The organism is Paraburkholderia gardini (genome assembly GCF_907164545.1).
GTDB lineage: Bacteria > Pseudomonadota > Gammaproteobacteria > Burkholderiales > Burkholderiaceae > Paraburkholderia > Paraburkholderia gardini.
In genome coordinates, this window is the sequence record NZ_CAJQZB010000018.1 from 92,322 (window position 1) to 113,937 (window position 21,616).

Annotated in this window: 17 protein-coding genes; 4 read left to right on the forward strand and 13 right to left on the reverse strand. The window is 62.3% G+C overall.

Annotation, left to right across the window (positions count from 1 at the left end):
* Positions 1-212: 212 nt before the first annotated feature.
* On the reverse strand, positions 213-1,193 hold the full coding sequence (locus LPA37_RS14540; RefSeq protein WP_228980572.1) for an MlaA family lipoprotein: 981 nt from the start codon (positions 1,191-1,193) through the stop codon (positions 213-215).
* Complete coding sequence (gene hpnN / locus LPA37_RS14545) at positions 1,190-3,817, reverse strand: hopanoid transporter HpnN (RefSeq protein ID WP_229012953.1); 2,628 nt, start codon at positions 3,815-3,817, stop codon at positions 1,190-1,192. Before hpnN ends, LPA37_RS14540 begins: the two co-directional genes overlap by 4 nt.
* Before the next feature lie 178 nt (positions 3,818-3,995).
* On the opposite strand from hpnN, the gene LPA37_RS14550 reads away from it, so the two are divergent.
* Complete coding sequence (locus LPA37_RS14550; protein ID WP_228980565.1) at positions 3,996-4,601, forward strand: MlaC/ttg2D family ABC transporter substrate-binding protein; 606 nt, start codon at positions 3,996-3,998, stop codon at positions 4,599-4,601.
* A 44-nt stretch (positions 4,602-4,645) separates the two neighbouring features.
* Here LPA37_RS14550 and LPA37_RS14555 read toward each other — a convergent pair whose 3' ends face one another.
* From LPA37_RS14555 to gspG, 11 genes are all read right to left on the reverse strand, one after another.
* Complete coding sequence (locus tag LPA37_RS14555; RefSeq protein WP_229012954.1) at positions 4,646-5,116, reverse strand: type II secretion system protein; 471 nt, start codon at positions 5,114-5,116, stop codon at positions 4,646-4,648.
* Complete coding sequence (locus LPA37_RS14560) at positions 5,110-5,487, reverse strand: type II secretion system protein (RefSeq protein WP_229012955.1); 378 nt, start codon at positions 5,485-5,487, stop codon at positions 5,110-5,112. The genes LPA37_RS14555 and LPA37_RS14560 overlap by 7 nt, the downstream gene beginning before the upstream one ends.
* 12 nt (positions 5,488-5,499) lie before the next feature.
* Complete coding sequence (locus LPA37_RS14565; protein WP_229012956.1) at positions 5,500-5,982, reverse strand: type II secretion system protein; 483 nt, start codon at positions 5,980-5,982, stop codon at positions 5,500-5,502.
* Between the two features lies 1 nt (position 5,983).
* Entirely contained in the window at positions 5,984-8,344 is a 2,361-nt protein-coding gene (locus LPA37_RS14570; RefSeq protein WP_229012957.1) for a general secretion pathway protein GspD, read from the reverse strand.
* Positions 8,345-8,355: 11 nt separating this feature from the next.
* The gene (locus LPA37_RS14575) at positions 8,356-8,970 is read right to left on the reverse strand and encodes a hypothetical protein (RefSeq protein ID WP_229012958.1); all 615 of its coding nucleotides are present in this window, start codon (positions 8,968-8,970) and stop codon (positions 8,356-8,358) included.
* Positions 8,967-9,518, reverse strand: coding sequence for a hypothetical protein (locus LPA37_RS14580; protein ID WP_229012959.1), 552 nt, complete (start codon positions 9,516-9,518; stop codon positions 8,967-8,969). The genes LPA37_RS14575 and LPA37_RS14580 overlap by 4 nt, the downstream gene beginning before the upstream one ends.
* A 23-nt stretch (positions 9,519-9,541) precedes the next feature.
* The gene (locus LPA37_RS14585; RefSeq protein WP_229012960.1) at positions 9,542-10,096 is read right to left on the reverse strand and encodes a PilN domain-containing protein; all 555 of its coding nucleotides are present in this window, start codon (positions 10,094-10,096) and stop codon (positions 9,542-9,544) included.
* A complete protein-coding gene (locus LPA37_RS14590; RefSeq protein ID WP_229012961.1) occupies positions 10,097-10,747 on the reverse strand; it encodes a hypothetical protein in 651 nt (216 codons plus the stop codon).
* 160 nt (positions 10,748-10,907) lie between these two features.
* Positions 10,908-12,620: a GspE/PulE family protein gene (locus tag LPA37_RS14595; RefSeq protein WP_229012962.1), complete on the reverse strand. Its 1,713-nt coding sequence runs from the start codon at positions 12,618-12,620 to the stop codon at positions 10,908-10,910.
* 8 nt (positions 12,621-12,628) lie between these two features.
* Positions 12,629-13,888 (reverse strand): type II secretion system F family protein, encoded by a 1,260-nt coding sequence (locus LPA37_RS14600; RefSeq protein WP_229012963.1) that lies wholly within the window; start codon positions 13,886-13,888, stop codon positions 12,629-12,631.
* A 43-nt stretch (positions 13,889-13,931) separates the two neighbouring features.
* Positions 13,932-14,387 (reverse strand): type II secretion system major pseudopilin GspG, encoded by a 456-nt coding sequence (gene gspG / locus LPA37_RS14605; RefSeq protein WP_407672529.1) that lies wholly within the window; start codon positions 14,385-14,387, stop codon positions 13,932-13,934.
* A 277-nt stretch (positions 14,388-14,664) separates the two neighbouring features.
* Between gspG and LPA37_RS14610 the strand changes: the two genes are divergently transcribed.
* The 3 genes from LPA37_RS14610 (at position 14,665) to LPA37_RS14620 (ending at position 21,423) form a co-directional block, all read left to right on the forward strand.
* Positions 14,665-14,907, forward strand: a complete 243-nt coding sequence (locus LPA37_RS14610) for an RHS repeat domain-containing protein (protein ID WP_229012964.1) — start codon at positions 14,665-14,667, stop codon at positions 14,905-14,907.
* 184 nt (positions 14,908-15,091) lie between these two features.
* The gene (locus LPA37_RS14615; protein ID WP_229012965.1) at positions 15,092-21,166 is read left to right on the forward strand and encodes an RHS repeat-associated core domain-containing protein; all 6,075 of its coding nucleotides are present in this window, start codon (positions 15,092-15,094) and stop codon (positions 21,164-21,166) included.
* Between the two features lie 14 nt (positions 21,167-21,180).
* Complete coding sequence (locus LPA37_RS14620; RefSeq protein ID WP_229012966.1) at positions 21,181-21,423, forward strand: hypothetical protein; 243 nt, start codon at positions 21,181-21,183, stop codon at positions 21,421-21,423.
* Positions 21,424-21,616 lie beyond the last annotated feature (193 nt).

The following is a 21,616-nucleotide window of genomic DNA, read 5'->3' on the forward strand; positions in this document are numbered from 1 at the left end:
TGCCTCATAAATGTAGCACGATAGAGCCATGAATTGCTTATGCGCCTCTTATAAGAGTTTTTCTGGCCGAATCAGCGGCTGAATAGTCTGGTGCGACACTGGCTATCACCCAGTAGTGAAAGCCTTCCTTCGAACGTAGCCTGGCCCCTACGACAGCCCGACAGGTTCGCACCTGTCGGGCTGTTTCCGTTGCATCTCGCAAAACGCGCGGCTTATTGCACGGCCGGCTTCGGCAACGGTGCGACCTCGGGCGTCTGGTTATCGGCGGGCGGCGTCGAGCCCGATGCACCCGAAGCAGGCGTCTCGCCCGGATCGGTGTAGTTCGGCACATCCGGTGGCGCGTTGGGCTGCGTGCCGGAAGCCGGTGCCGGCGCGGTCGAATCCGCGGCGCCTTCGCCCGGATCGGTGTAATCGGGCAGGCCGCCAGGCGCAGCACCCGAAGCGCCTGAAGCCGGCGCTGCGCTGGAATCGTCCGGCTCGCCGTAATCCGGCAACGCGGCCGGCGACGTGCCCACGGCACCCGCTGCACGCAGCAGCGAGATGCGCTGCTGCGTGTACGCGTCGCGGACGAACGAATACTTGTCGAGCGCCGCCTGCGAAAGCAGATCGGTCGCGCCGAGCAGGTCGGCGCGCTTGCTGACGAACTGCAACCCATACATCGGATTGCGCACCGCCGGCTCCGCGTAATTCAGCGGATTGAAGCGGAAATCGACCGCGAATCCAACGCTATCGCGGAACGAACTCGGCCCGAACAGCGGCAGTACCAGATACGGACCCGACGGCACGCCCCAGCGTCCAAGCGTCAGTCCGAAGTCCTGATGATGTTTTGGCAGGCCGGCTGGCGTCGCCCAGTCGAGCAGCCCGAAAATGCCGAAGGTCGAGTTGAACGCGAAGCGCATGACGTCTTCGGTTGCGTCGGTGATGTGCAACTGCATCAGGTTGTTGGCTGCGTTGCCCAGATCGCCGAGATTCGAGAAGAAGTTGCTGATGGCCGTGCGCAGCGGACCCGGCGTGACCTTCTGGTAACCCTTCGCGATCGGTTGTGCAACGTAGGTATCGAGTGAGTCGTTGAACTTGAAGACGGCCCGGTTCATCGGTTCCAACGGATCGCCGGGTTTGCGGTCAGGGCCAGTTGCACAGCCGCTGGCAACACACGCGACGACCAGCGCCAGCGCGGAGGTTTGCATCTTCATCCGTCAATCCCGTGGTGTTTTTTCGTAGCGCGCCTGGGGCGCGGTTTTCCCATCAGTACAGGCTGGAATACCACAGCGCCGACAAGCGTGCAGAACAGCGACAGCGCGAGCAGTTTGCCCATGCTCGATGTGCCCGGATGGTGCGACAGCCAGAGGCTGCCGAACGCCGTCGCCGTGGTCGCGGCGCTGAAGATGACGGCGTGCGTCAGGCTCGATTGCAGGAGCCCGGTCTGGCCGTTTCGCCAGGCCATCACGAAGTAGATCTTGAACGCCACGCCGACGCCCAGCATCAGCGGCAACGCGATGATGTTCGCGAAGTTGAGCGGCATGTTGAACACGACACACAGCTCGAGTGTGACCACCGCGGAAACGAGCAGCGGAATCAGGGTGCGCAGCACGTCGCCGAAACGGCGCAGCGTGATCCAGAGCAGGATCGTGATCGACAGCACGGCCCAGCCGGCCGCCTGCATGAACGCCTTGATGATCGTGTCGGCGGAATGCAGGATCGAGATCGGGCCGCCGATCGCGCCGGGTTCGGCCGCTTTCACCGCGTGTGCGAAGCGGCGCAGCATCACGTCGTCGCCGGGATCGGCGCCGGGCACAACCTTCGGCGAGATGTCGACGAGCGCGTGGCCGTCGGCCGAAACCCAGTTGCGCGCAATCTGCGCCGGCACGGTTTCGCGCGTGATCGGCGTGGGCTGCAGCAACGCGCCCAGCTGGCCGAGCGCGATCTTCAGCGGCGCGGACATCGCCCGTTCGGCGCGATCGCGCGTGGCGGCATCGGCGGCGGCGAGCTTCGTCAGCGTGGCCGACAGATGCTGCGCTTCGGCGGCGCCCGGACCCGGATGGTCCCCAGCGGCCAGCGCGAGCTGGCCGGCGGCGCGTTTGAGCGCGGCGACGCGGTTCGCGTCCGTGGCAGGCGGCGCGGGCGTTTGCGTGAGCGCCGGCAGCAGTTGCTGCGCCGCGCTCGCAATCAGCGCGAGTTTCTGCGGCTGGTCGGCGGGAATGAACGTGTCGAGCGTCGTCACACGGCCGACTTCCGGCAGCGCCGACAGTTTCGCCGCCATCTGGTCGGCGGCCGCGAGCGTTGGCGCGAGCACGTGCACGTTATTGACCGACGCCTCCGGCGCGTCCTGCAGCGACAGCAGCGTCGCCATCGATTCCGTGTGCGGATCCTTCAGATGCAGCGGATTGAAGTCGAAGCGCAGATGCAGCAGCAACGGCAACGCGCCGACGATGACGATGAGCGTCGTGATCAGCACGGGCTTGCGGTTGCGGTCGAGAAAATCGTCGACCGGCGCGAGTTGCCGGAAGCCGGGCGCGACCGGCTCGGGCAGTGGCGCGAAGACCTTGAGGAGCGCCGGCAGCAGCGTCATGTTCGTGAAATACGCGACGAACATGCCGACGCCCGCGATTTTCCCCAGTTCCGACACGCCGCGATAGGCCGTCGGCAGGAACGAGAAGAAGCTTTCGGCGACGGCCACGGCCGCGAGCGTGAGCGGCACGCCGATGCTGTGCGCCGTGTTCAGCAGGGCGGCCGGCAGGCGGTCGTCGTGGTTACGCTCCTCGCGATACTTCACGCCGAACTGCACGCCGAAATCGACCCCCAGCCCGACGAACAGCACCATGAACGCGACCGAGATCATGTTGAGCGCGTCGACCATCATCAGCCCGAGCGCGGCGGTAATCGCGAGGCCGACGAAAAGTGTGATGAATACCGCGAGGATCAGCCGTTTCGAGCGCAACGCGAGCCAGAGAATCACCAGCACGACGAGCATGGTGCCGATGCCGTTCACCACGGCGCCGTCTTTCACCGAGGCGAATTCTTCGTCCGCGAGCGGCTGTTCGCCGGTCAGGCGGACGGTCGCGCCGTACTGCGTATCCAGATGCAGCGACGCGGCGGTCGCGCGAATGTCCGCCGAGGCGCGCGCGCCGGGTTCGAGCGCGCCGAAATCGACGACCGGCTGCACGGTGACGAAGGCACGCGCCGGTTCTTTGGCCGCGTCCTTGTCCACCAGCGCGCGCCACGAGAACACGGACGGCTGGCCGGCGAGCACGCCGTCGAGCACGGTTGCGCTTTTCGACAGCAGGTGGCTCATGTCGGCGAGCTTGATCTGGCCGATCTGCAACGGCAGCAGCAGGCTCGTGGTGAGCACGCCGGCGAGGCCGGTCAGGCTCGGATCGTGCGCGAGCGAATTGATCAGCGGGCGCGCCTGCGCGAGCTGCGTGGTGGTCGACTGAACCTGGTTCAGTGGCAGGAACAGCATCCCGTTGTGCTCGAAGAACGGGCCGGCCTCGGGCTGCGAAACCGCGACGAATTCCTTCGACTGCTTCTGCAGCGCGGCCGTGAGATCGCGGGCGGCGGCATCGGCGAATTCGGGCGCACGGGCTTCGACGACGACGAGAACGGTCTGGCCCCGGTCAGGGAAGGCCGCATCCATCGCGTTTTCGAGGCCGGACCATTGCGCGTCGGTTTCGACCAGACGGCTGATGTCGGTATTGATCTTGAAGTGATGCGCGACGTAGATGCCGCTTGCGACGGCGAGCAGGATCGAGAGCGCGATGACCCACAGGGCATGGCGCACCGACCACGCAACGAGGCGGACGATGGATAACTTCAGCATACAGGCGGGAGAGTCCCTGTCGTTAATGGCGTATTCGGCGAAAGGGCACAAGTATACAGACGCGGCAGCCCCGCGCGCGGAGGGAGGCGGGATGGCGCAGTCAAAATCGGTATACTGGCCCTCAATGGTTCCCGCTGGCAGTTCAGCGGATCATTTTCCTTCCTGTTCCGAAGAGCGTATGAAACGTTATCTGTCTGCATTTGTTGTTACCGCCCTGGTGTCCACTGCGGCCTTCGCACAAAGCGCGCCCGATGCGGTCGTGAAAGCCGCGGTCGAAGGCACGGTCAACGCAATGAAGGCCGATCCGCAGGCACGCGGCGGCGACATGGGCAAGATTACGCAGGTCGTCGAGACGCACTTCGTGCCTTCCACGAACTTCCAGCGCACGACCCGCATCGCGGTCGGCAAGGCGTGGACGACCGCGACGCCCGAGCAGCAGAAGCAGCTGTACGAGCAGTTCCAGAAACTGCTGGTGGGCACCTACGCGGCATCGCTGTCGCAGTTGCGCGACCAGGACGTCAAGTTCAACTTCCTGCCGTCGACGGCCGCGCCGGGCGCCAGGGACGCCGTCGTGCAGTCGCACGTGATCAGCAATGGTGGCGATGACGCGATCGGCTACCGGCTGGAAAAGACGGCCAGCGGCTGGAAGATTTACGACATCAACATGATGGGCGCCTGGCTCATTCAGGTGTACCAGACGCAGTTCGCCGATCAACTCGCGAAGGGTGGCGTCGACGGGCTGATCAAGTTCATGATCGCGCATAACGCGCACAGCGCGGGGTAAGCGGTTGCGGTCGACCTGCGGCTTCGGCCGTCTCGACGACTGGCTCACGGCGCATAACTAAACTCCCATTGCTGGTAACTGTGAACCTGCGCAAAAGCGTGCTGGTCCGCCCGGAATCCGGCGACCTTGACCGGCTGGCGCGGCGAGGCGCTGCGTACGCCCATCACGCCGCCCTCCGGCGCGGGAATCGGCACGAAGGGTTGCCCTGTGACCGGGTCTGGATAAAGCCGGCGAAGATAACGGCGCATCACGGGGTAGCGAGGGTCGTGCAGCAGATCGCTGAGCTGCTCAGGATATCGCCGGGCGCCCACAGGCGTACTTTGCCAGTATTGCCGGATCGCGTCCCGATACAGATTGCCGGTGTAAAGCAGCTCCGCCTCACGGGCGCGCTGGTTCGACGTCCGCATGTCCTCCAGCAGCTTGCCAAGACCCAGCGTGATGAACAGCACCATCAGCAGCGCCCAGAAATACGCGACGCCCTGCTGACGCGCCGAGCCGCGCAAACGGATCACCACGAACTGTACTCTGTGCCGTCGAGCGCCTTGCCTCTGGCGCCGCTCTTCACGTCGACGAGCGTTTTGTCATCTTCATCGGCGCCCGGCACCGGCACCCAGCCATCGGCGCGGTTGGTCACCGGATCCAGCGGCAATGCACGCAGATAGTGACGCTCGATCAATGCGGAAAGTTTTTCCGGATATTTGCCGGTATCGCTGTAGTACTCGTCCAGTGCCCGGCGCAGGACCGACAGATTCTCTTTCAGGGCCGCTTCCTTTGCGCGGTCGGCCTGATGGACATAGCGCGGCGCGACGATCGAGAGCAGCGTCGCCACGATCGCCAGCACCACCAGCAATTCAATCAGCGTAAAGCCACCGTTCTGCGTTTGCATGGACACTCCTTTTCACCACTGTCGATAAGCGATGCCGTTGCTCCCTGTCCTGTCGCTCAGCGAAAACACGTCGTACACGTCATCTTCCTGTTGAGGGTCATCTGCATCGCTCCTGTAGCTGCGCTTGCCCCAGCTGTCCTGAGCGGGCAAGGACGGTGTCCGGTTCATCGGATCGCGCGGCACGCGGCGCAGGAAATAGATCTTCCGGCTTTTCGGATCGCGTTTGTCCTCCACGCCGGCTACCAGTTCGTCGAGCGAGCGCGGGTAACCGGTCGAATCAATGGAGCGCGCAATCTGGCCTTCGTCGCCAGCCTGTTTGTAGGCATCGATCGCGGTCCGGATTTCGCGGAGTGCCTGCTTAAGTTCGCGCTCTTTCTCGCGCTGCTCGTGGAGCTTGACGAACGGTGTCGCGACCGAAGCGATGATCGCCACCAACGCGACAGTGACGATCATTTCGATCAGGGTGAAGCCCGATTCGAGATGCTGCTGCTTCATCTTACGGGGACACCGCAATCTGCTTGGGTACTGCCACGGCGACAGCCATCCGCGCATGGTTTTCCTTCTCTACCTTCAGATTCTGTAGCGACAGGTTGAGCAGCCCGCCAGGCGCCTGATCCGCCTGAAACGTGATCATGGCGAGCGAGCCATCGGCCGCCGGCACCTTGCCGATCGAAATATGCAGACTATTGCCATCCTGCTTCGCATCGAGCGCCACGCCCGCGCGCGGCTCAACCTTGATGAGCCGGATCCCGGGCTGGTCCAGCACGAGATCGAGTTCCGCGTTCTCAAAACCGGGACCTGCAGCGAGCAGATTGACGGTGAAGTCTGTTTTCGGTACGGCCTTCGAGGGCACCGCCAGGTCGAAACGCACAGTGGGCGTCCGATCCTGCGCTGCTGCGGGGACGGAGAGGGCCCGCAGCGCAGTGGATGACGCGATCGCAGCGGCGCCCGGTGACGACGCCGGCGGCGTGAGACCTGCGGGATCCACCTCAGACGCAGGCGCAGGCAGGCTGTCCGAATCGCTGTAATGCGCGGCAGGCGTCAGACGCAGCGGCTGCGTCGACACCTGCTCGGCGGTTCCGCTCGGGAATGTCTGTGCATACGAACCCGGCATTGCCAGTGAGCGCGTCACATGTGGCGTGATCAGCAGGACAATTTCGGAGCGTGTGCTGCTGTCGCTGTCATTCGAAAAAAGCCGCCCGATCACCGGAATTTTTCCAAGACCGGGAACGTGGGTACCCGATTCCTGCGTGTCGCTTTTGATCAATCCAGCGAGCGCCTGGGTTTCGCCCTCGTGCAGACGCAAGACCGTATTCGCGTTGCGTGTGCCGATCTGGTATGCCAAAAGGCCGGTGGAAGAAGAACGGACCTCCTTGACGATATTGCTGACCTCGAGCGCGACCCGCATCGTCACATCGTTGTCGACGTGAATTTCCGGTTCCACCTCCAGCTTCAGGCCGACGTCGAGATAATTAACCGATTCGGTGATCGCGCTGGACGTCTGGTTCACCGTGGAGGTAATCACGGGCACCTTGTCGCCGATCAGCACACTGGCCTTCTCGCGATTGAGCACACGAATGCGCGGATTGGCCAGCGTGCGCGTGTTGCTGCTGGTCTGGCGCAGATTCAGGACAGCAAGCGGATCGGGAAAGGTCAGCGGGAAGCTGTTCCGGTTCAGGTCTTTCAACTGATCGATAGTCAGTGCCGCAGGCACGCCGGCCGGCCCAATCATGCTCGCGCTGATACTGGTGGGAAACTGGATGCCCAGGTTGAGCAGGTCGTTGGAGTTAACTTCCAGCACCTCCACGTCGAGAATCACCTCCGGGCTGGCGATGTCGTACAGGTCGAGCAGACGACCGACGGTGTCCTGCACGGATTCGGTGTCGCGTATCACCAGCATCTTCAGCCGGTCGTCCACGTAGATCGACTTCGGCGCCACTACGGTGCGCAGCATGTCCTGTACTTTCTTTGGATCGGCGCTGTTCAGGTAGTAAGACCGCACGACCAGATCGTCATAACGCTTTCGTTTCTCGTCGGTGGCTGGGTAAATGAGTACCGCGGAATCGTTCAGTACCTTCCTGTCGAGTTGCGAGGTCTGCAGGATCAGGTTCAGCGCGTCGCTGATCGTGGTATTCCTTGCGTAGATCGTGGTCCGCAGGTCGGGGCTGACGTCCTTGTCCAGCACGAAGCTGATGCCCGATGTCTGCGTCAGGATCGAGAGAACGGACCGGATATCGACATCCTTCAGTTCCAGCGTGACAGGCTTTTGCAACGACTGGTTCAACGCGGGCAGCACCATCGCATCGCGCGTGTACTGCGCGTCGATCTGCTGCAGCAGCGCGCGGGCCTGCGCATCGCCCGGATTTTCAGCCAGGATGGCGTTCAGCAGTTGCCGCGCAGTGACGGCATCGCCTTTGCCGAGCGCGGATCGGGCCTCCTCGAGTTCCGCTTTTTCGCGCTGCTCGCGTGCTATCAGCACAATGCCGCGCGTTGCTTCCGTATTTCGCGGGTCGTAGCGCAGCACGTCCTGATAGCTGGCCAGCGCTTCGTCCGCATAGCCGTTGTAGCGCGCGGCTTCGGCTTTGCGCATGAGCGACTGCACTTGATGATCACGTTGCGCGATGAACTTCATCCGGTACTGTTCCGGATTTTCCCGTGACGCCTGCTGCATCCGCTCCAGGCCCTCATCGACCTTGCCTTCGCTGATCAGCCTGTTTCCGTCTCGCCAGTTGCTGTAGCCGGCGCATCCGGCGATCGGGCATACGGCTGCTCCGGCGCATACCACCAGCGTGAGCCGGTGCGCGTGACGGAGGGCGCGCCTGTACAGACTTTGCTGCCAAAACTGCTCGTTACTCATCCATCTGCCTGTCAGTCAGCCTGTCGTTGTTGTGCCGGAAGGCTTGCGAGAAAGCGTTGCCCGACCTGAACCGGCGCAACGTCGCCTGGACGCGGATTCGCGGTGCTGCCCATCGCGATCAGGCGCGTCTCGCCTGTGCGCAGATGGCGCAGCGTGACATCCGTTGTCGAAATCGCCTGAACGCGCCAGTTGCCGTTCAGCACTTCACCTGCGCTCACAACGACCGCATCTCCGCTCGACGCGAAAAAGACCTGCACCTTGCCGTCCTTGATCATGCGGCCCAGATAGACCACGTCCGGTTGCGCCAGCGCGGCCGGCAGGGGCGGCAACGGAGGCAGCGGATTCGTGTCCGGCGGTGCACCCGGTGGCGGCAAGGGCGGGAGTGCCGATGCCTGCCCGACGACCGCCTGCTGCTCAACAGACTCGGGCAACACGGGCCGACGCCAGGGTCGGTCGTCCGGATGGACGATTTCCTTCGCCGTGATCTGCCGCGCCGCTCTGGAGGAAGGCCGAGCCGGTGCAGGCAGCGACAGCCCGACAGGTTCAGGGCGGAGCAGCAAGGCAACAGCGCTCACCATCGCCGCCACCAGCAACCATTGCACCGGTGTCGAAACGGTCAGCTTCATGCGGCCGCCTTCGGGCGCAACCGGTAGTAAAGATTGACATCCAGCTTCTGCTCGACCAGGACGATCCCGTCGGTGCCCTTCGCAAACGCGAGACGCGCAACAGACAGGTTCGGGAAGGCATTCAGCATCGTTTGCAGGAACCTGCGTTGCTGTGCTTCGTCGCCTCTTACGTTCATGCGCAGCGCGAGCCGTCTGACGGGCAGTGCGGGGATCTGGTCGTAGCGATAGTCGATGCGCGTGATGACGACACGGGTCTTGTCTGCCAGCAGGTTCAACGCGCGAAGCTGGTCCGCGTATTTTTCGAATTCGGGCAGGGACGCCACAAACTCATGCGTCAGATCGCGCGGTGCTGATCGCGGCGTAGCGCGGCGCGGCTGCGCCGGCTCAGACGCCGTCTGCCGCGCCAGTTGCGACATCATGTGCCGCGTTTCCGCGCGCAGTGGCCAATCGACCGTCGCGGTCAATGAGGCCCACAAGGCCAGAAGACCCATCGCAGTCGTGTGTTGCCACTCCACCCGGTTCACGCCGCATGCGAGGTACCAGAACATTTTCTTCCGAAGCAGCTTTGCGTTCACGGCCGCACCCATTCAGCGACCAGCGCAAACGAAATGCCGCCAGACGCCACGGCCGGCAGTCCAGACGGCGCCGCGCCCATGGTTCGCTGCATGTCGGCTCCGTCGGTTCGCGTCTGGCTGACGAGTTGCACCGAAGACCACGAAGAATCCTCCTGAAGCTTCGCGATCAGATCGAACAGGTCCGCGGGCCGCTCAGCCACACCACTGATACGCACGCGCCGGACCGTGCTCGCGTCCGGTTCGAGCGTGAGCAGATCGACGCCAGGCCGGGTCACACGCTGAAGACTGTCCAGCACGTCGTTCCACGGATAGCGCATCTCCGCAAACACCTGATCGAGCGCCACAGGTGGCGCGACTTGATCTTGCTGTCCGCTTGTCGGAGCGTTGCGAGATGCCTCCCGCGCTTGCCCGATCAGGTACTCGCGCCGCAGCAACAGGTCACGCCGCCACCACAATGCATGGGCGCAACCCGCCAGCGCGACGATGCACACGGCGGCCGAAGGCCAGGCCCACCAACGGGCGCCTGCGAAATTCCAGCGCAACCGGGCCATTCAGAACACTCCGCACAGCGCGTATGCAACGCGCACGTCGTCCCCGGGCACGAGGCCCTGTAGCGCCAGTTCTCCATTCGCTGGCGCTGCCATGTTTCGCGCAGGGAAAAAGCGCGTCACGTTTTGCTGGATATAGGCTCTCCGCTGATCAGAAAACGGCTGGACCGATAGCGACGTAACGTGTCCATGGTCGTAGCCGACGCGTATCAGACGCTGCCCCTCGACAAGCGCCAGTACGCCGGCCTCGTTCTTTACCAGTGAAAAGAAGCGATTCCAGACGACGCCCAGCGTTGGGGTGATCCGTCGGGTGCGACATTGGTGACGTGGCGCAAATTCAGTGAGTTCGTTGACGATTTCAACTGGAATCAGCGCCGCGACCCGGGGCTGGCCGAACCGGAGCGGTGCAAGGCGCAACCGGAACGCGGAAAACGGAACATCCTCACCGGGACACTGCTGTGCGAACAACGCCGCAGCCAGCGTGCGGCAAAACGATCTGTTCGCGAGGCGCTCGTCCCACGGCAATAGCAGATAACGCACGTAGTCGATGCCAACGACCCACTCGATCCCGCCCCGTAGCGGATGCGCGTGCAACCATTCGGTCAGTGCGGTGAGGGCTGCGGAAACGGTGTGATTGCCATCGTGGCTCGGCACGGCGGACGGCAGAATAGCCTTTATCCGCACCACAGGGCGAAACCCGCCCTTCACCCGGCAGACCGCCAGCCATGTCCCGCCGAGATAAACGCGAAGGCGTTCGGGTCGGCGGATCCCGACAGGCAACCTGCGCATCCTTTTCGTCAGTTCGATCAGCCAGCTAATCGGCAAACGTGACACGGTTGATCTCCTCCAGCGTGGTTTGCCCGGACTTCACCGCATCGACCGCCTGTTCGCGCATGGAGCGCATGCCGCGGCTGCGCGCCATCTCCTTGAGCTGGCCGACCGGCGTCTGCTGCAGAATCGCTTCGCGCAGGCCGTCGTCCAGGACCAGCACTTCGGCCAGCGCACGACGGCCGCGATAACCGCTGCCGCGGCAATGCGCGCAACCCGTCCCTTTCGTCAGGCGTCCGTTCGCGAGCTGGTCGTGCGTCAGGTGCGAATCCTGCAGGAGCGCGTCGTCAGGCGAAAACGGCACGGCGCAGTGAGCGCAGACAAGCCGCACGAGCCGCTGCGCCACCACGCCGTTCAGCGCCGTCACGAAGCTATATGGATCGATCTGCATATGACGAAAACGGCTCAGCACGTCGAACACATTGTTCGCGTGGACCGTGGTGTAGACCAGATGACCCGTGAGGGCAGCCTGAATCGCGATCTCCGCCGTTTCGCGGTCACGAATCTCGCCCACCAGAATCCGGTCGGGGTCGTGCCGCAGGATCGAGCGCAGCCCGCGCGCGAAGGTGAGTCCCTTCTTTTCGTTCACCGGAATCTGCAGGATGTCTTCGAGTTGATACTCGACGGGATCCTCGATGGTGATGATCTTGTCGTCGCCCCGCTTGATCTCGGAAAGCGTCGCGTACAGCGTGGTCGTTTTGCCGGAGCCGGTCGGCCCGGTCACGAGCAGCATGCCGTACGGCTGGTTCGCCAGTCTTCGCATGACGCGGCGTGTCGGCGCATCGATGCCGAGCATGTCGAGATTCAGTTGCGCCAGGTCGGTTGTTAGCGACTGCCGGTCGAGAATCCGGAGTACCGCGTCCTCGCCGAAAAGCCCAGGCATGATCGACACGCGAAAATCCACTTCGCGCGCCTGCATGGACACCGAAAACCGCCCATCCTGCGGAATCCGCTTTTCGCCGATATCGAGTTCCGCCATCACCTTCAGACGTGAAACGACCTGCTCGGCCAGACCGGCGTCCGGCAGCACGCGGGCGGTGGAAATCACGCCGTCGATCCGGTATTTGATCGTCAGCCCGCGCAGGGCGTTTTCAAAATGGATGTCCGAGACGCGGTTACGATGGGCATCGTAGAGCGTTGAATTCACGAGGCGCACCACCTGGCTTTCGTCGCTGGCGATCGAAGCCAGTGAAATCTCTTCGACGTCCTGCGCGCCGGTATCCGGTCCGTCGAGCCGGATCAGTTGCGATAGCGCCTCCTGATGACCGTCAAAACGCGCAAGGAACGCTTTCAGCTCAAGCGGATGGGCAAAAGCCAGATCGAAGTAGCCCACTATCCGGTAACTCGCGAGTGAAATCAGCGTGTCATTCCATGGATCGTCGCAGACGAAGATCAAAGCGGACTCGCTACTCTCATTTTCCTCTGCATTGCCTGTCGCCTTGCTCAGGACCACGCAGTTTTGCCTGAGGCATTCCGCGTAACTGAACACCGAGAAATCCGGCGTCATCGCTTCCATCTGCGCGAGCTGCTGCACTGGCATCCCGCTTTCGCTCGCGGCATAACGCAACGTCTCGTCAGGAGAAAATCCGCCGAGCTTTTCAAGCGCCGTCAGAACCGGCTCACCGCCGGTAATCGCGAGCGTCCTCGCCCGCACGAGCAGTGTTGTCCGCTGCGCGTCTTTTGCGAGCGAGTCTGCCATCGCGTTGCTCATTGCAGGCTCCCAGCCAGGTCGAAGACAGGCAGATACAGCAGAATCACGATCAAGCCGATTCCCAGTCCCATCACCAGCATCAAGACCGGCTCGACCAGACGGGCGAAGCGGTCGACCCATTGCGCGATTTCACGCTCGTGAAACAGCGCTGCCTGTTCCAGCATTCCGGCGATCTGCCCGTTGCGCTCGCCGGCGCGCAACAGGCGCAATGCGACCGAAGTCATCAGGCCTTCCTGTTGCAGACTGCTGCTCATTTTCTGGCCTTGCGCAACACCCAGCATCGAGCGCGTAAGGCCAGCCTGAAGCACGGGAGGCAGCAGATCTCGCGTCATCTCGAGCGAAGGCAGCAACGCCACGCCGCCTTGCAACAGCATGCCTAGCGAACGGTAGAAGCGTGCCAGTTGCATGAGGTTCAGCATCCCGCCGATCCACGCGATGCGCCCGAGCAGGGCGAGACATCGCTGCTGCACGGCGGGGCGCATCGGCAACGCGACAGCGGCGCTGAGCATCACCGCGAGGCAGGCCAGCGATGCCACCGTGTGATCGTTGACGAAAAGCCCAAAGCTGATCAGCCATTGCGACAGTAGCGGTAACTCCGCGTGCGTCATCCCTTCATAGACATGTCCAAAGCGCGGTGCCAGAAACCAGATCAGAAAGAACGCGACGGCGGCTCCCGTGACGAGCAGCATCACCGGATACAGCGAAGCCGAAATCATCTTTTGCCGCACGAGGCTGACCTGGCCGTGATATTCCAGATAACGCTCTAGCGCCTGTGTCATTCCGCCCGTCTGCTCGCTCGCCGCCACCATGGCGACAAACAGGCTGGAGAAACAGTCCGGGTGCGCGCCCAGCGCGGCCGAGAACGACTTTCCTTGCTGCATCAAGCGAATCAGCTCAGGCAGGACGTAGTGACTTTTCTCCTCGGCCGCAGCGCGGGACCGGTTGTGCCGCCAGCGCTCGTCCAGCGTTTCCAGTGCCTCGGTCAGCGCCAGCCCCGCGCGCAGGAGCGCCAGCAGTTCGTAGACAAACAGCGATAAATCAAAGCGACTGCGCCGGAACAGGGCGGCAAGAGAAAAGTGCCGATGGGAAAAGCCAGCGCCGCCAGCGCCGCCAGCGCAAACCTCGACCATCTGCACTCCGGCTTGCCTTGCGCGTTGTACGGCTTCCTGCTGCGCATCGTCAAGGTTCCCTGCGAGCAGATCGAACTGCTGCAGTTCGCCGCGTGCATTCAGACCGAGCAATACAAATTTGTTCACGAGTCTCGATCGCCCAGTTGTCAAAGCGTGCCGTGCTGCTGGCTCAATTATGGATATCAGCGTTTTCGTTTTCGCCCGCCGGGTGCTTGTCCGCGCCATACGAGACGATGTCGTAGTCCGTATTGCGTACGCCGGGGTAAACGTAGTGGTAGGGCATGCCCCACGGGTCCGGCGGCGCGGGTTTGGTCAGATACGGGCCATTCCACCCCGGCGTGCCGTCGGTGGGCGGCGATACGAGCAGCGTCAGTCCTTCCTGTGACGTGGGGTAGCGACCGATATCCAGTCGCAACTGCTCGACTGCTTTGCCCAAGACATTGATCTGCGCCTTTGCCGTGGTCACCTTTGATTTGTCCACGTTGGCAAACAGTCGTGGCCCGACGATACCCGCCAGCAACCCGATGATCACCAGAACAACCAGCAGTTCGAGCAGCGTGAAACCTCGCTGACCAGCCAATTTTGTGTTTTGCATAGTTTTGCTAACTGTTGTGTCGATCCACATCGGACGATGTACTACCGGTAGCGCGAAAGACGAAATGAAAGCATGCAGGGCATCGTTGCGGCTTGCAATGCCTTTCACTTTATTTGATGTTTTGTTTGATTTTGATTCTGCTAATCGTTGGTATTGCTTACGATCATGGATATGTCTTTAAGCGATATGTAATATCGAACACCAATTAGGTAATGCATAGCATGTGAGGCCGGCTGACTGGCTCCGACGCGCGTCGTGATCAGAAAAATCTTAAAGAAGAGGGATGGATATGGTGAGGAGCACGAGGTTGTCCGAAGGCTTGGCGGAAAAATCGCGCCATGTACGAAGCGGCGTAAGCCTGGCGGCCAGCATCGTTTCACTGACGTTTTCTGTCACGGCGTTTTCTGCGAGTAACGCCAGCTATACGTATGACGCACTGGGAAGACTCACCACGGTGGTCTACGTCGACGGCGCGAAGCGCACCGTCATCAACTACGGCTACGACGCCGCTGGAAACCGCACCAGCACCTCGACCGTCCCGTCTTCATAGGGGTCCGCGTCTGTCGTAACACCATGCACCTGCGTTAGCAGAGCGCATGGAGGCGCGCCGCATCTGATCGCCCCGTTTTCTCTTGAATGCGCTTATCCCTTGCACGCAAGGGAGGGGCCGCTTCGCGCCCAGATCGGGCGGCAACAAAAAAGCACATCAACAAACAACTCCGAGGAAATGCTCGATGTCCGAGACCTCATTGATGGAAGAGAGCGCGATCGATCGCCGCGCTTCCCGCTGGTTCAGTATGATTCGCCCCGTCGCGCTTACCGCATTCACGGGCATCCTGACGTTATTCGTGAACGTGGCACAGGCCGGCAACGTCCAGTTCTCCGCTACTACGCCCGCAGTGGTCGATACCGACCCGGTCGCGATCGCGCAGCAGACCCAGCGCCAGGCGCCCATCCGCCGGGGCCGTGAGCCGAAACTGCTGCGCGCCGGCCCACTCCAGCCGGGCCAGGAATTTGCACCGCAGCCGAACAGCCTGCGAGCAGTCATGCCGCCGGTCACAGAGGCGCAAGCTACCGCGCACGACGAACAGGTCGCGCGCGAACTGCCGCCAGGCATCAATGCCAACGAGACGATCGAAACGCTTCCGAAACTGGACACGAAACGCACGCCAGCGGCTTCCGGCGACATCCACCTGCAGAACTTTGCCGAGCCGAAGAAGGCGCTGTTGCGCGGCTCCGGCGTCACGGGCGCCAACGGCATCGTCACCAACGATGCGCCTCCCGGGCCCGCGTCGATCGAGGAACTTGCTCGTGCGCTGCGCTACAACCCGGACCTGATCTATCAGTACATCCGCAACAACATCGACATCGACCCGGTGCGCGGCATTCACAAAGGCGCGCTTGGCGCGGTACTCGACAACCAGGGCAGCGCGTTCGACCAGGCACAACTGATGGTGTCGCTGCTGCGCGTGTCGGGTTATGACGCGCGGTTTGTGCGCGGCGTGATCAAGCTCAGCGCGCAGCAGTTCACCGACTGGTACGGCCTGCCGGCTAACAACGTATGTGCCGTGCTGAATCTGATGGGCCAGACCCAGGTGCCGGTCTACAGCATCAGCGCGACACAGGCCGGCAGCTGCCCGGGGCTGAACGCCGCGATGACCGATATCTCGATCGAGCATCTGTGGGTTAAGACCAATATTGGCGGCACGTGGTACACGTTCGATCCCAGCTACAAGCCGCACGTGCTCAAGTCCGGCATCGATCTGGGCGTGACAGCCGGCTACAGCGCGGCGACGTTTCAGAAGAACGCGACAACGGGTGCCACGATCACCCCCGATCTGGTGCGCGGCCTGAATCGCGCCGGCATCCGCGCGGATCTGCAGATGGCCGCAAGCACGCTCGCGACATGGATCCGCAAGAACAAGCCGACTGCTACCCTTAGCGACATCATTGGTGGCAAGGCGATCGTTCCTTTCTATGCCGGCGTTGTCCGGCAGAGCCAGAACCCGCTGCTCGATACGCGCTGGAGTCCCGAGGAATGGACCGACATTCCGGTCGGCTTCAAGCCCACGGTGCGCGTGCTTTATCAGGGCATCGACCAGACCTTCACGTCGGACGCGATCTACGGCAAGCGCCTGACGATCACATACAACACATCGAACCAGCCCCTGCTCAAACTGGACGGTCAGCAGATCGGCGGCGCGGGAAGTCCGGTTGCGCCGGGGGCCGACAGTGTCATCAGCTTTATTGTCTGGCATAACGCGTACCCCAATGCCGATTCCGACCATGCGTTCGACCAGCATATCAAGGGCGGCGGCAGTTATCTCGTCGTCAATGGCTGGGGGCCGACCGGTCGCGGGCTGTCGCAAAGCTATCTCAAGTATCTGGAGAATATTCGCGCGGCCGGCAACGCCGATACCAGCGAACCGGTGCTAGGCGCGAGCCTTGGCGTGCTGGGCGCGCAATGGGTGTCGCAGACAACGGCGAGCGCGTCGATCACCGATCGCCTCGCGAACGCGTACACGGTGCAGCAGCATCAGGTGGGCATTGCAGGGTTCAAGGACGGACCGTATGTCGACCTCCCGAGCAATATGAGCTCCACCATCCAGATGGCAGGTAACGCTAACCTGGAACGGGCGGTGTTCGACAGCAACGGGATGCACCTGTCGATACTCGAATCGACCGCGGTCAATCAGACTTCGGGTGTGTCGGCGGTATCGACGGTGAAGCTGCTCGATCTGGCGCAGAGCCAGGGGCAAACCATCTACAACACAGGTGGCGGTCATTACGCGAACGTGATCCAGCCCGCGCTGGCGAATTGCCAGGCGCACCTCGGCAACTTCCAGAGTTACCTGAACCAGGGCTACCGCCTGCTGATTCCCGCGAACTGTCAGTTGACCGAGAACAGCTGGAAGGGTGCCGGTTATTTTGTTCTGGGATCGGGCAGCGTGCGCCTGCTCGGCGCGACCATCAGCGGGGGGCTTTCGGGTGGGTACTTTACGAAGGTGACCCCTGCGGTGACCTACAACTCCAACGCGATCAACAATTCGAAAACGCCTCAGACGTACATCAATTACGCGGGCCCCGCGCTGACCGGTGGCGATCCGATCGACATGGTGCACGGCAATTTCCTGTATGAACATCAGGACATCAAGACGGGTTACGGCGAGTCGCCCGACAGCCTGACCTTCCAGCGCCTCTATAGCAGTGGGATGAAGAATCAGGGCGGCATACTCGGCAAGGGCTGGACGCATAACTACGACATCCGTCTGCGCACGGCGTCCGATGGTTTCCTCGCCATGGGCGACCGGCTCGCGCTCGACGCAGTCGGTACGATCGTCGAACACAAAGCATCGCTTGATCTGCTGAATGATCCGCTCGCCCCGGCTGAGAAATTCCTGAGCGCGGTGATCGCGCAGCGCTGGTTTGGCGATCAACTGGTCGACAATACCCGCATCGCGACGTTCGGCCTGAATAGCGATGTGTTCGTGCGCTTGCCTGACGGCAGCTTTAATGCGCCGCCCGGCAAGGCCGTGCAGCTGGAAGTCAACGGCGGCGGCGCGCAGTACACGACCCTCAGCGGCGCGCGCTATTCTTTCAGTATCGACAAGGCAACCCGCTATTCGCAACCGGATGGTCATGCGATAGATTTCACATGGAACGGCGATCTGCTCACGCGGGTCGACAATAATGTCGGCCGCAGTCTGACGCTGACGTACGCAAACGGTCGCCTGCAAAGCGTCAGCAGTGCGCAGCAGACCGTACGCTACGCGTATGACGGTAGCGACAATCTGATTAATGCGACCGATCCGGACGGCTTCACGACGCGCTTCGAATACGACCAGCCCGGACGGATCGCGAAGTTCTATCAGCCGGGGTTTCCCGGCACGCCGGTCGTCAGTAATACCTATGACACGCTGGGTCGCGTGAAGACGCAGACGAGCGCCGCGGGCAATCTGTTCAACTACTATTTCGCCGGCTCACGCAGCGAGGAAATGGGCCCGGGAGGATCGACCCGCACGAATTACATCGACGGCGAGGGCAACCTTCTGCAGGTCGGTGACCCGATGGGCAACTGGACGATCAAAGACTACGACGGCCAGAACCGGCTGATGCGTGAAACGCGTCCCGAGGGCAACCGCACCGAGTATGCGTACGATGACGCGACCTGCGCGGCGACTTCGGCCAGGTTTGTGCAGGGTTGCTCGCATAATGTCGTGACGGTGTCCCGGTATCCCCGGCCGGGTACCAGCGACCCGGTCTTGACCCAGCGCTTCACGTACGACCCGACTTACGGGAGGGTCGCCACGGCGACGGATGCCCGCGGCCAGGTCACGACGACCGCATATGTCTATCCGGGTTTGGTTGCCAGCGTCAAGCGGCCTGCGGTGACTGGGGTGGTGCCAGTCAAGAGCATCACATACGAGTCCGTAAGGCCCTCGGGCGGTGGCAATATATTGCTCTACCGACCGGTACGTGTGGCCGAAACGGTCGACGCAACGCGGACTGTCTCGACGACGATCAGCTACGCAGCCGACTACACGCCGGCAACGGTCACCGAGGATGCTGGAGGTCAGGCGATCAAGACCGTCACCACGTTCGATAGCGAGGGCCGGCTACTGACCAGCAAGCGCGATGGCGTCGCGACCGTCACGAACGCGTATGACAAACGTGGCAACGTAACCCGCACGAACGCGAACCTGCTCGCGAGCGATGAGGTCATCGCCTACAACGCTGACGGTCGCGAGATCAGCCGCGGCGTGGCAATCACCGGCGGGGCGATGGTGATGTGCCGGCGCTACAACGCGATGGGCGACGTCACGCGCGTGTGGGGTCCGGCGAAGACCGCGAGCGTGACCACCTGCCCGGTGGAGAGCGCACCGACGCCGATCACCGATACGGCCTACGACGACCATCACCGCCCGTTCCGGGTGACCCGCTATCTGGCTGCGGCGGATGGCGGCAACCGTGTGACCGAGACGGCCTATAACGCGGACGACAGCGTGAAGAGTGTGCGCAAGGCGGCGGGCACGGCGCTCGCGCAGGACTACGTGAGCTACATCTACAACCCGAACGGGACGGTAGCGCTCACCACCGACGCGAGAGGCAACACGACGGACAACCTGTACGACGGCCACGACCGGCTGTACCGCACGTACTATCCGCTGGAGGGCCGTCCCGGGTACGCCGACTCGAACAACTACGAGCAGTACACGTGGGATGCGAACGGCAACCTGATCACGCTGAGGAAGCGCGACGGCCAGTCGGTGAGTCAAACCTTCGACGCGCTGGACCGGCTGGCGACGCGCACGTTCCCGGGCGGGGTGGGCAACGTGCAGTACAGCTACGACCTGCGCGGACTGAAGACCGCGTCGCAATACACCGACGGCAGCCATACGGTGACGAACAGCTACGACGCACTGGGGCAGCTCACGCAGACGAGTGCGGCGGGTCGCACGCTGCGCTACAGCCACGACGCGGCGGGCAACGTGACGGACATCGCGTGGCCGGACGGCTTCCACGTGGCGCTCACGTACGACAGCTACGGTCGTCCGGTGCAGCTGCTGGAGAACGGCACGACGAGTCTGGCGAAGTACAGCTACGACACGCTGAACCGTCGCACGCAGGTGGATCTGGGCAACGGCACGCGCACCGAACTCGCGTACGACAGTCAGGGCTGGCTGCAGAGCCTGAACCACCGCTTCACGAGCAGCACCGAAGACTGGCTGGCGACCATCACGCGCAACCAGCTGGGGGATATCAAGCAGGCTGGCGTGACGAACAGCCGGTACGCGTGGACACCGGCGGTATCGACCGCTGTGTATACGGCGAACGCGCTGAACCAGTACACGAACGCGGCGGGCAAGGCGGTGACGTACGACCGCAACGGCAACCTGACGGGCGACGGGGTGTGGACGTACGGCTACGACCTGGACAACCGGATGAAGACGGCGAGCCGGTCGGGCACGAGCGCGACGCTGGGCTACGATCCGGAAGGGCGGATGGTCCAGACGACGGTGAACGGTGCGCAGACGAACCTGCTGTATGACGGGCAGAATCTGGCGGCTGAATACGACGCGACGGGCAGGCTCACGCGGCGATATGTGTTTGCTCCGGGCGTGGATGCGCCGCTGGTGCAGTACGAAGGTGCGGCGACGAATGCGAAGAGCTGGCTGTACGCGAACCAGCAGGGCAGCGTGGTGGCGCTGGCGAACGGCACGGGTGCGACGATTGCAAGTCAGGCGTATGGGCCGTTTGGCGAGACGGATGGCACACTGGCGTCGCGCTTCGGGTATACGGGGCAGCAGTATCTGGCGTCGTTGGGGCTTTACTATTACAAGGCGCGGATGTATTCGCCCACACTCGGACGATTCCTGCAGACGGATCCGGTGGGGTACGCGGATGACCTGAACTGGTATGCGTATGTAGGCAACGATCCGGTCAATCTCACCGATCCGACGGGGATGATGGCGGCATCGGGGTTTGCTTCGACGAGTAGCACGCCGATTGCCCTTGCAAATGTTCCAGTCCAGCCATCAACTAATGTCGGGACGAAGCTTGAAGCGCCGACGTTCACCATGCCGAAGTCGGAGACGGGCAGTTCTACTGTAGTTGCACAACGCGGTCGGCCGTTTACAGGCGATGCGGGAAGCTATTACGTACATCCACTCACAGGTGACGGGCGACGGTATGGGGACGATGGAAAGCCTGTTCTAGATTTCGATATCAGCCATTCACATGGGGAAATGATTCCTCATATACACATTTGGCGAGATGGAAAGCGTGGTGACGGCGAATCAGTATTTTGAACTCGAGGGAAACCATGGACGTCTTTTTTGCAAAAAGTAGAGCTGCAGTAGAACGGTTTATAAAAATTCAAGCTGTTGTTAAAGATGCAAGACTGTGGATAAACGGTGGCGTCAACATCGATGGCCTTGATGTGGAAGGGTTGGAAATTTCGAAATTCAGCGTGGAATTCGACTTGACGGAAGGAGACCAATACGACGCGATGGTTGGAACCATAGAAGACCATTACGAAGGTTGTCACATATGGATTGAGGCGTAGTTGCCGGAATCTACGCGTTCAAGCAGTTTAACGACGTTGTCGTCGAGCTCCGCTTGACTCCGGGTAAGGCGGGGTCATTGCATGAAGAAATACACGTGGGATGCGAACGGCAACCTGATCACGCTGAGGAAGCGCGACGGCCAGTCGGTGAGTCAAACCTTCGACGCGCTGGACCGGCTGGCGACGCGCACGT

Excerpts from the sequence above, each read along its gene's own strand:
- LPA37_RS14540 (WP_228980572.1), bottom strand. The coding sequence starts at position 1,193 with ATGAAGATGCAAACCTCCGCGCTGGCGCTGGTCGTCGCGTGTGTTGCC.
- hpnN (WP_229012953.1), bottom strand. The coding sequence starts at position 3,817 with ATGCTGAAGTTATCCATCGTCCGCCTCGTTGCGTGGTCGGTGCGCCAT.
- LPA37_RS14550 (WP_228980565.1), top strand. The coding sequence starts at position 3,996 with ATGAAACGTTATCTGTCTGCATTTGTTGTTACCGCCCTGGTGTCCACT.
- LPA37_RS14560 (WP_229012955.1), bottom strand. The coding sequence starts at position 5,487 with ATGCAAACGCAGAACGGTGGCTTTACGCTGATTGAATTGCTGGTGGTG.
- LPA37_RS14565 (WP_229012956.1), bottom strand. The coding sequence starts at position 5,982 with ATGAAGCAGCAGCATCTCGAATCGGGCTTCACCCTGATCGAAATGATC.
- LPA37_RS14570 (WP_229012957.1), bottom strand. The coding sequence starts at position 8,344 with ATGAGTAACGAGCAGTTTTGGCAGCAAAGTCTGTACAGGCGCGCCCTC.
- LPA37_RS14575 (WP_229012958.1), bottom strand. The coding sequence starts at position 8,970 with ATGAAGCTGACCGTTTCGACACCGGTGCAATGGTTGCTGGTGGCGGCG.
- LPA37_RS14580 (WP_229012959.1), bottom strand. The coding sequence starts at position 9,518 with ATGTTCTGGTACCTCGCATGCGGCGTGAACCGGGTGGAGTGGCAACAC.
- LPA37_RS14585 (WP_229012960.1), bottom strand. The coding sequence starts at position 10,096 with ATGGCCCGGTTGCGCTGGAATTTCGCAGGCGCCCGTTGGTGGGCCTGG.
- LPA37_RS14595 (WP_229012962.1), bottom strand. The coding sequence starts at position 12,620 with ATGGCAGACTCGCTCGCAAAAGACGCGCAGCGGACAACACTGCTCGTG.
- gspG (WP_407672529.1), bottom strand. The coding sequence starts at position 14,387 with ATGTGGATCGACACAACAGTTAGCAAAACTATGCAAAACACAAAATTG.
- LPA37_RS14615 (WP_229012965.1), top strand. The coding sequence starts at position 15,092 with ATGTCCGAGACCTCATTGATGGAAGAGAGCGCGATCGATCGCCGCGCT.
- LPA37_RS14620 (WP_229012966.1), top strand. The coding sequence starts at position 21,181 with ATGGACGTCTTTTTTGCAAAAAGTAGAGCTGCAGTAGAACGGTTTATA.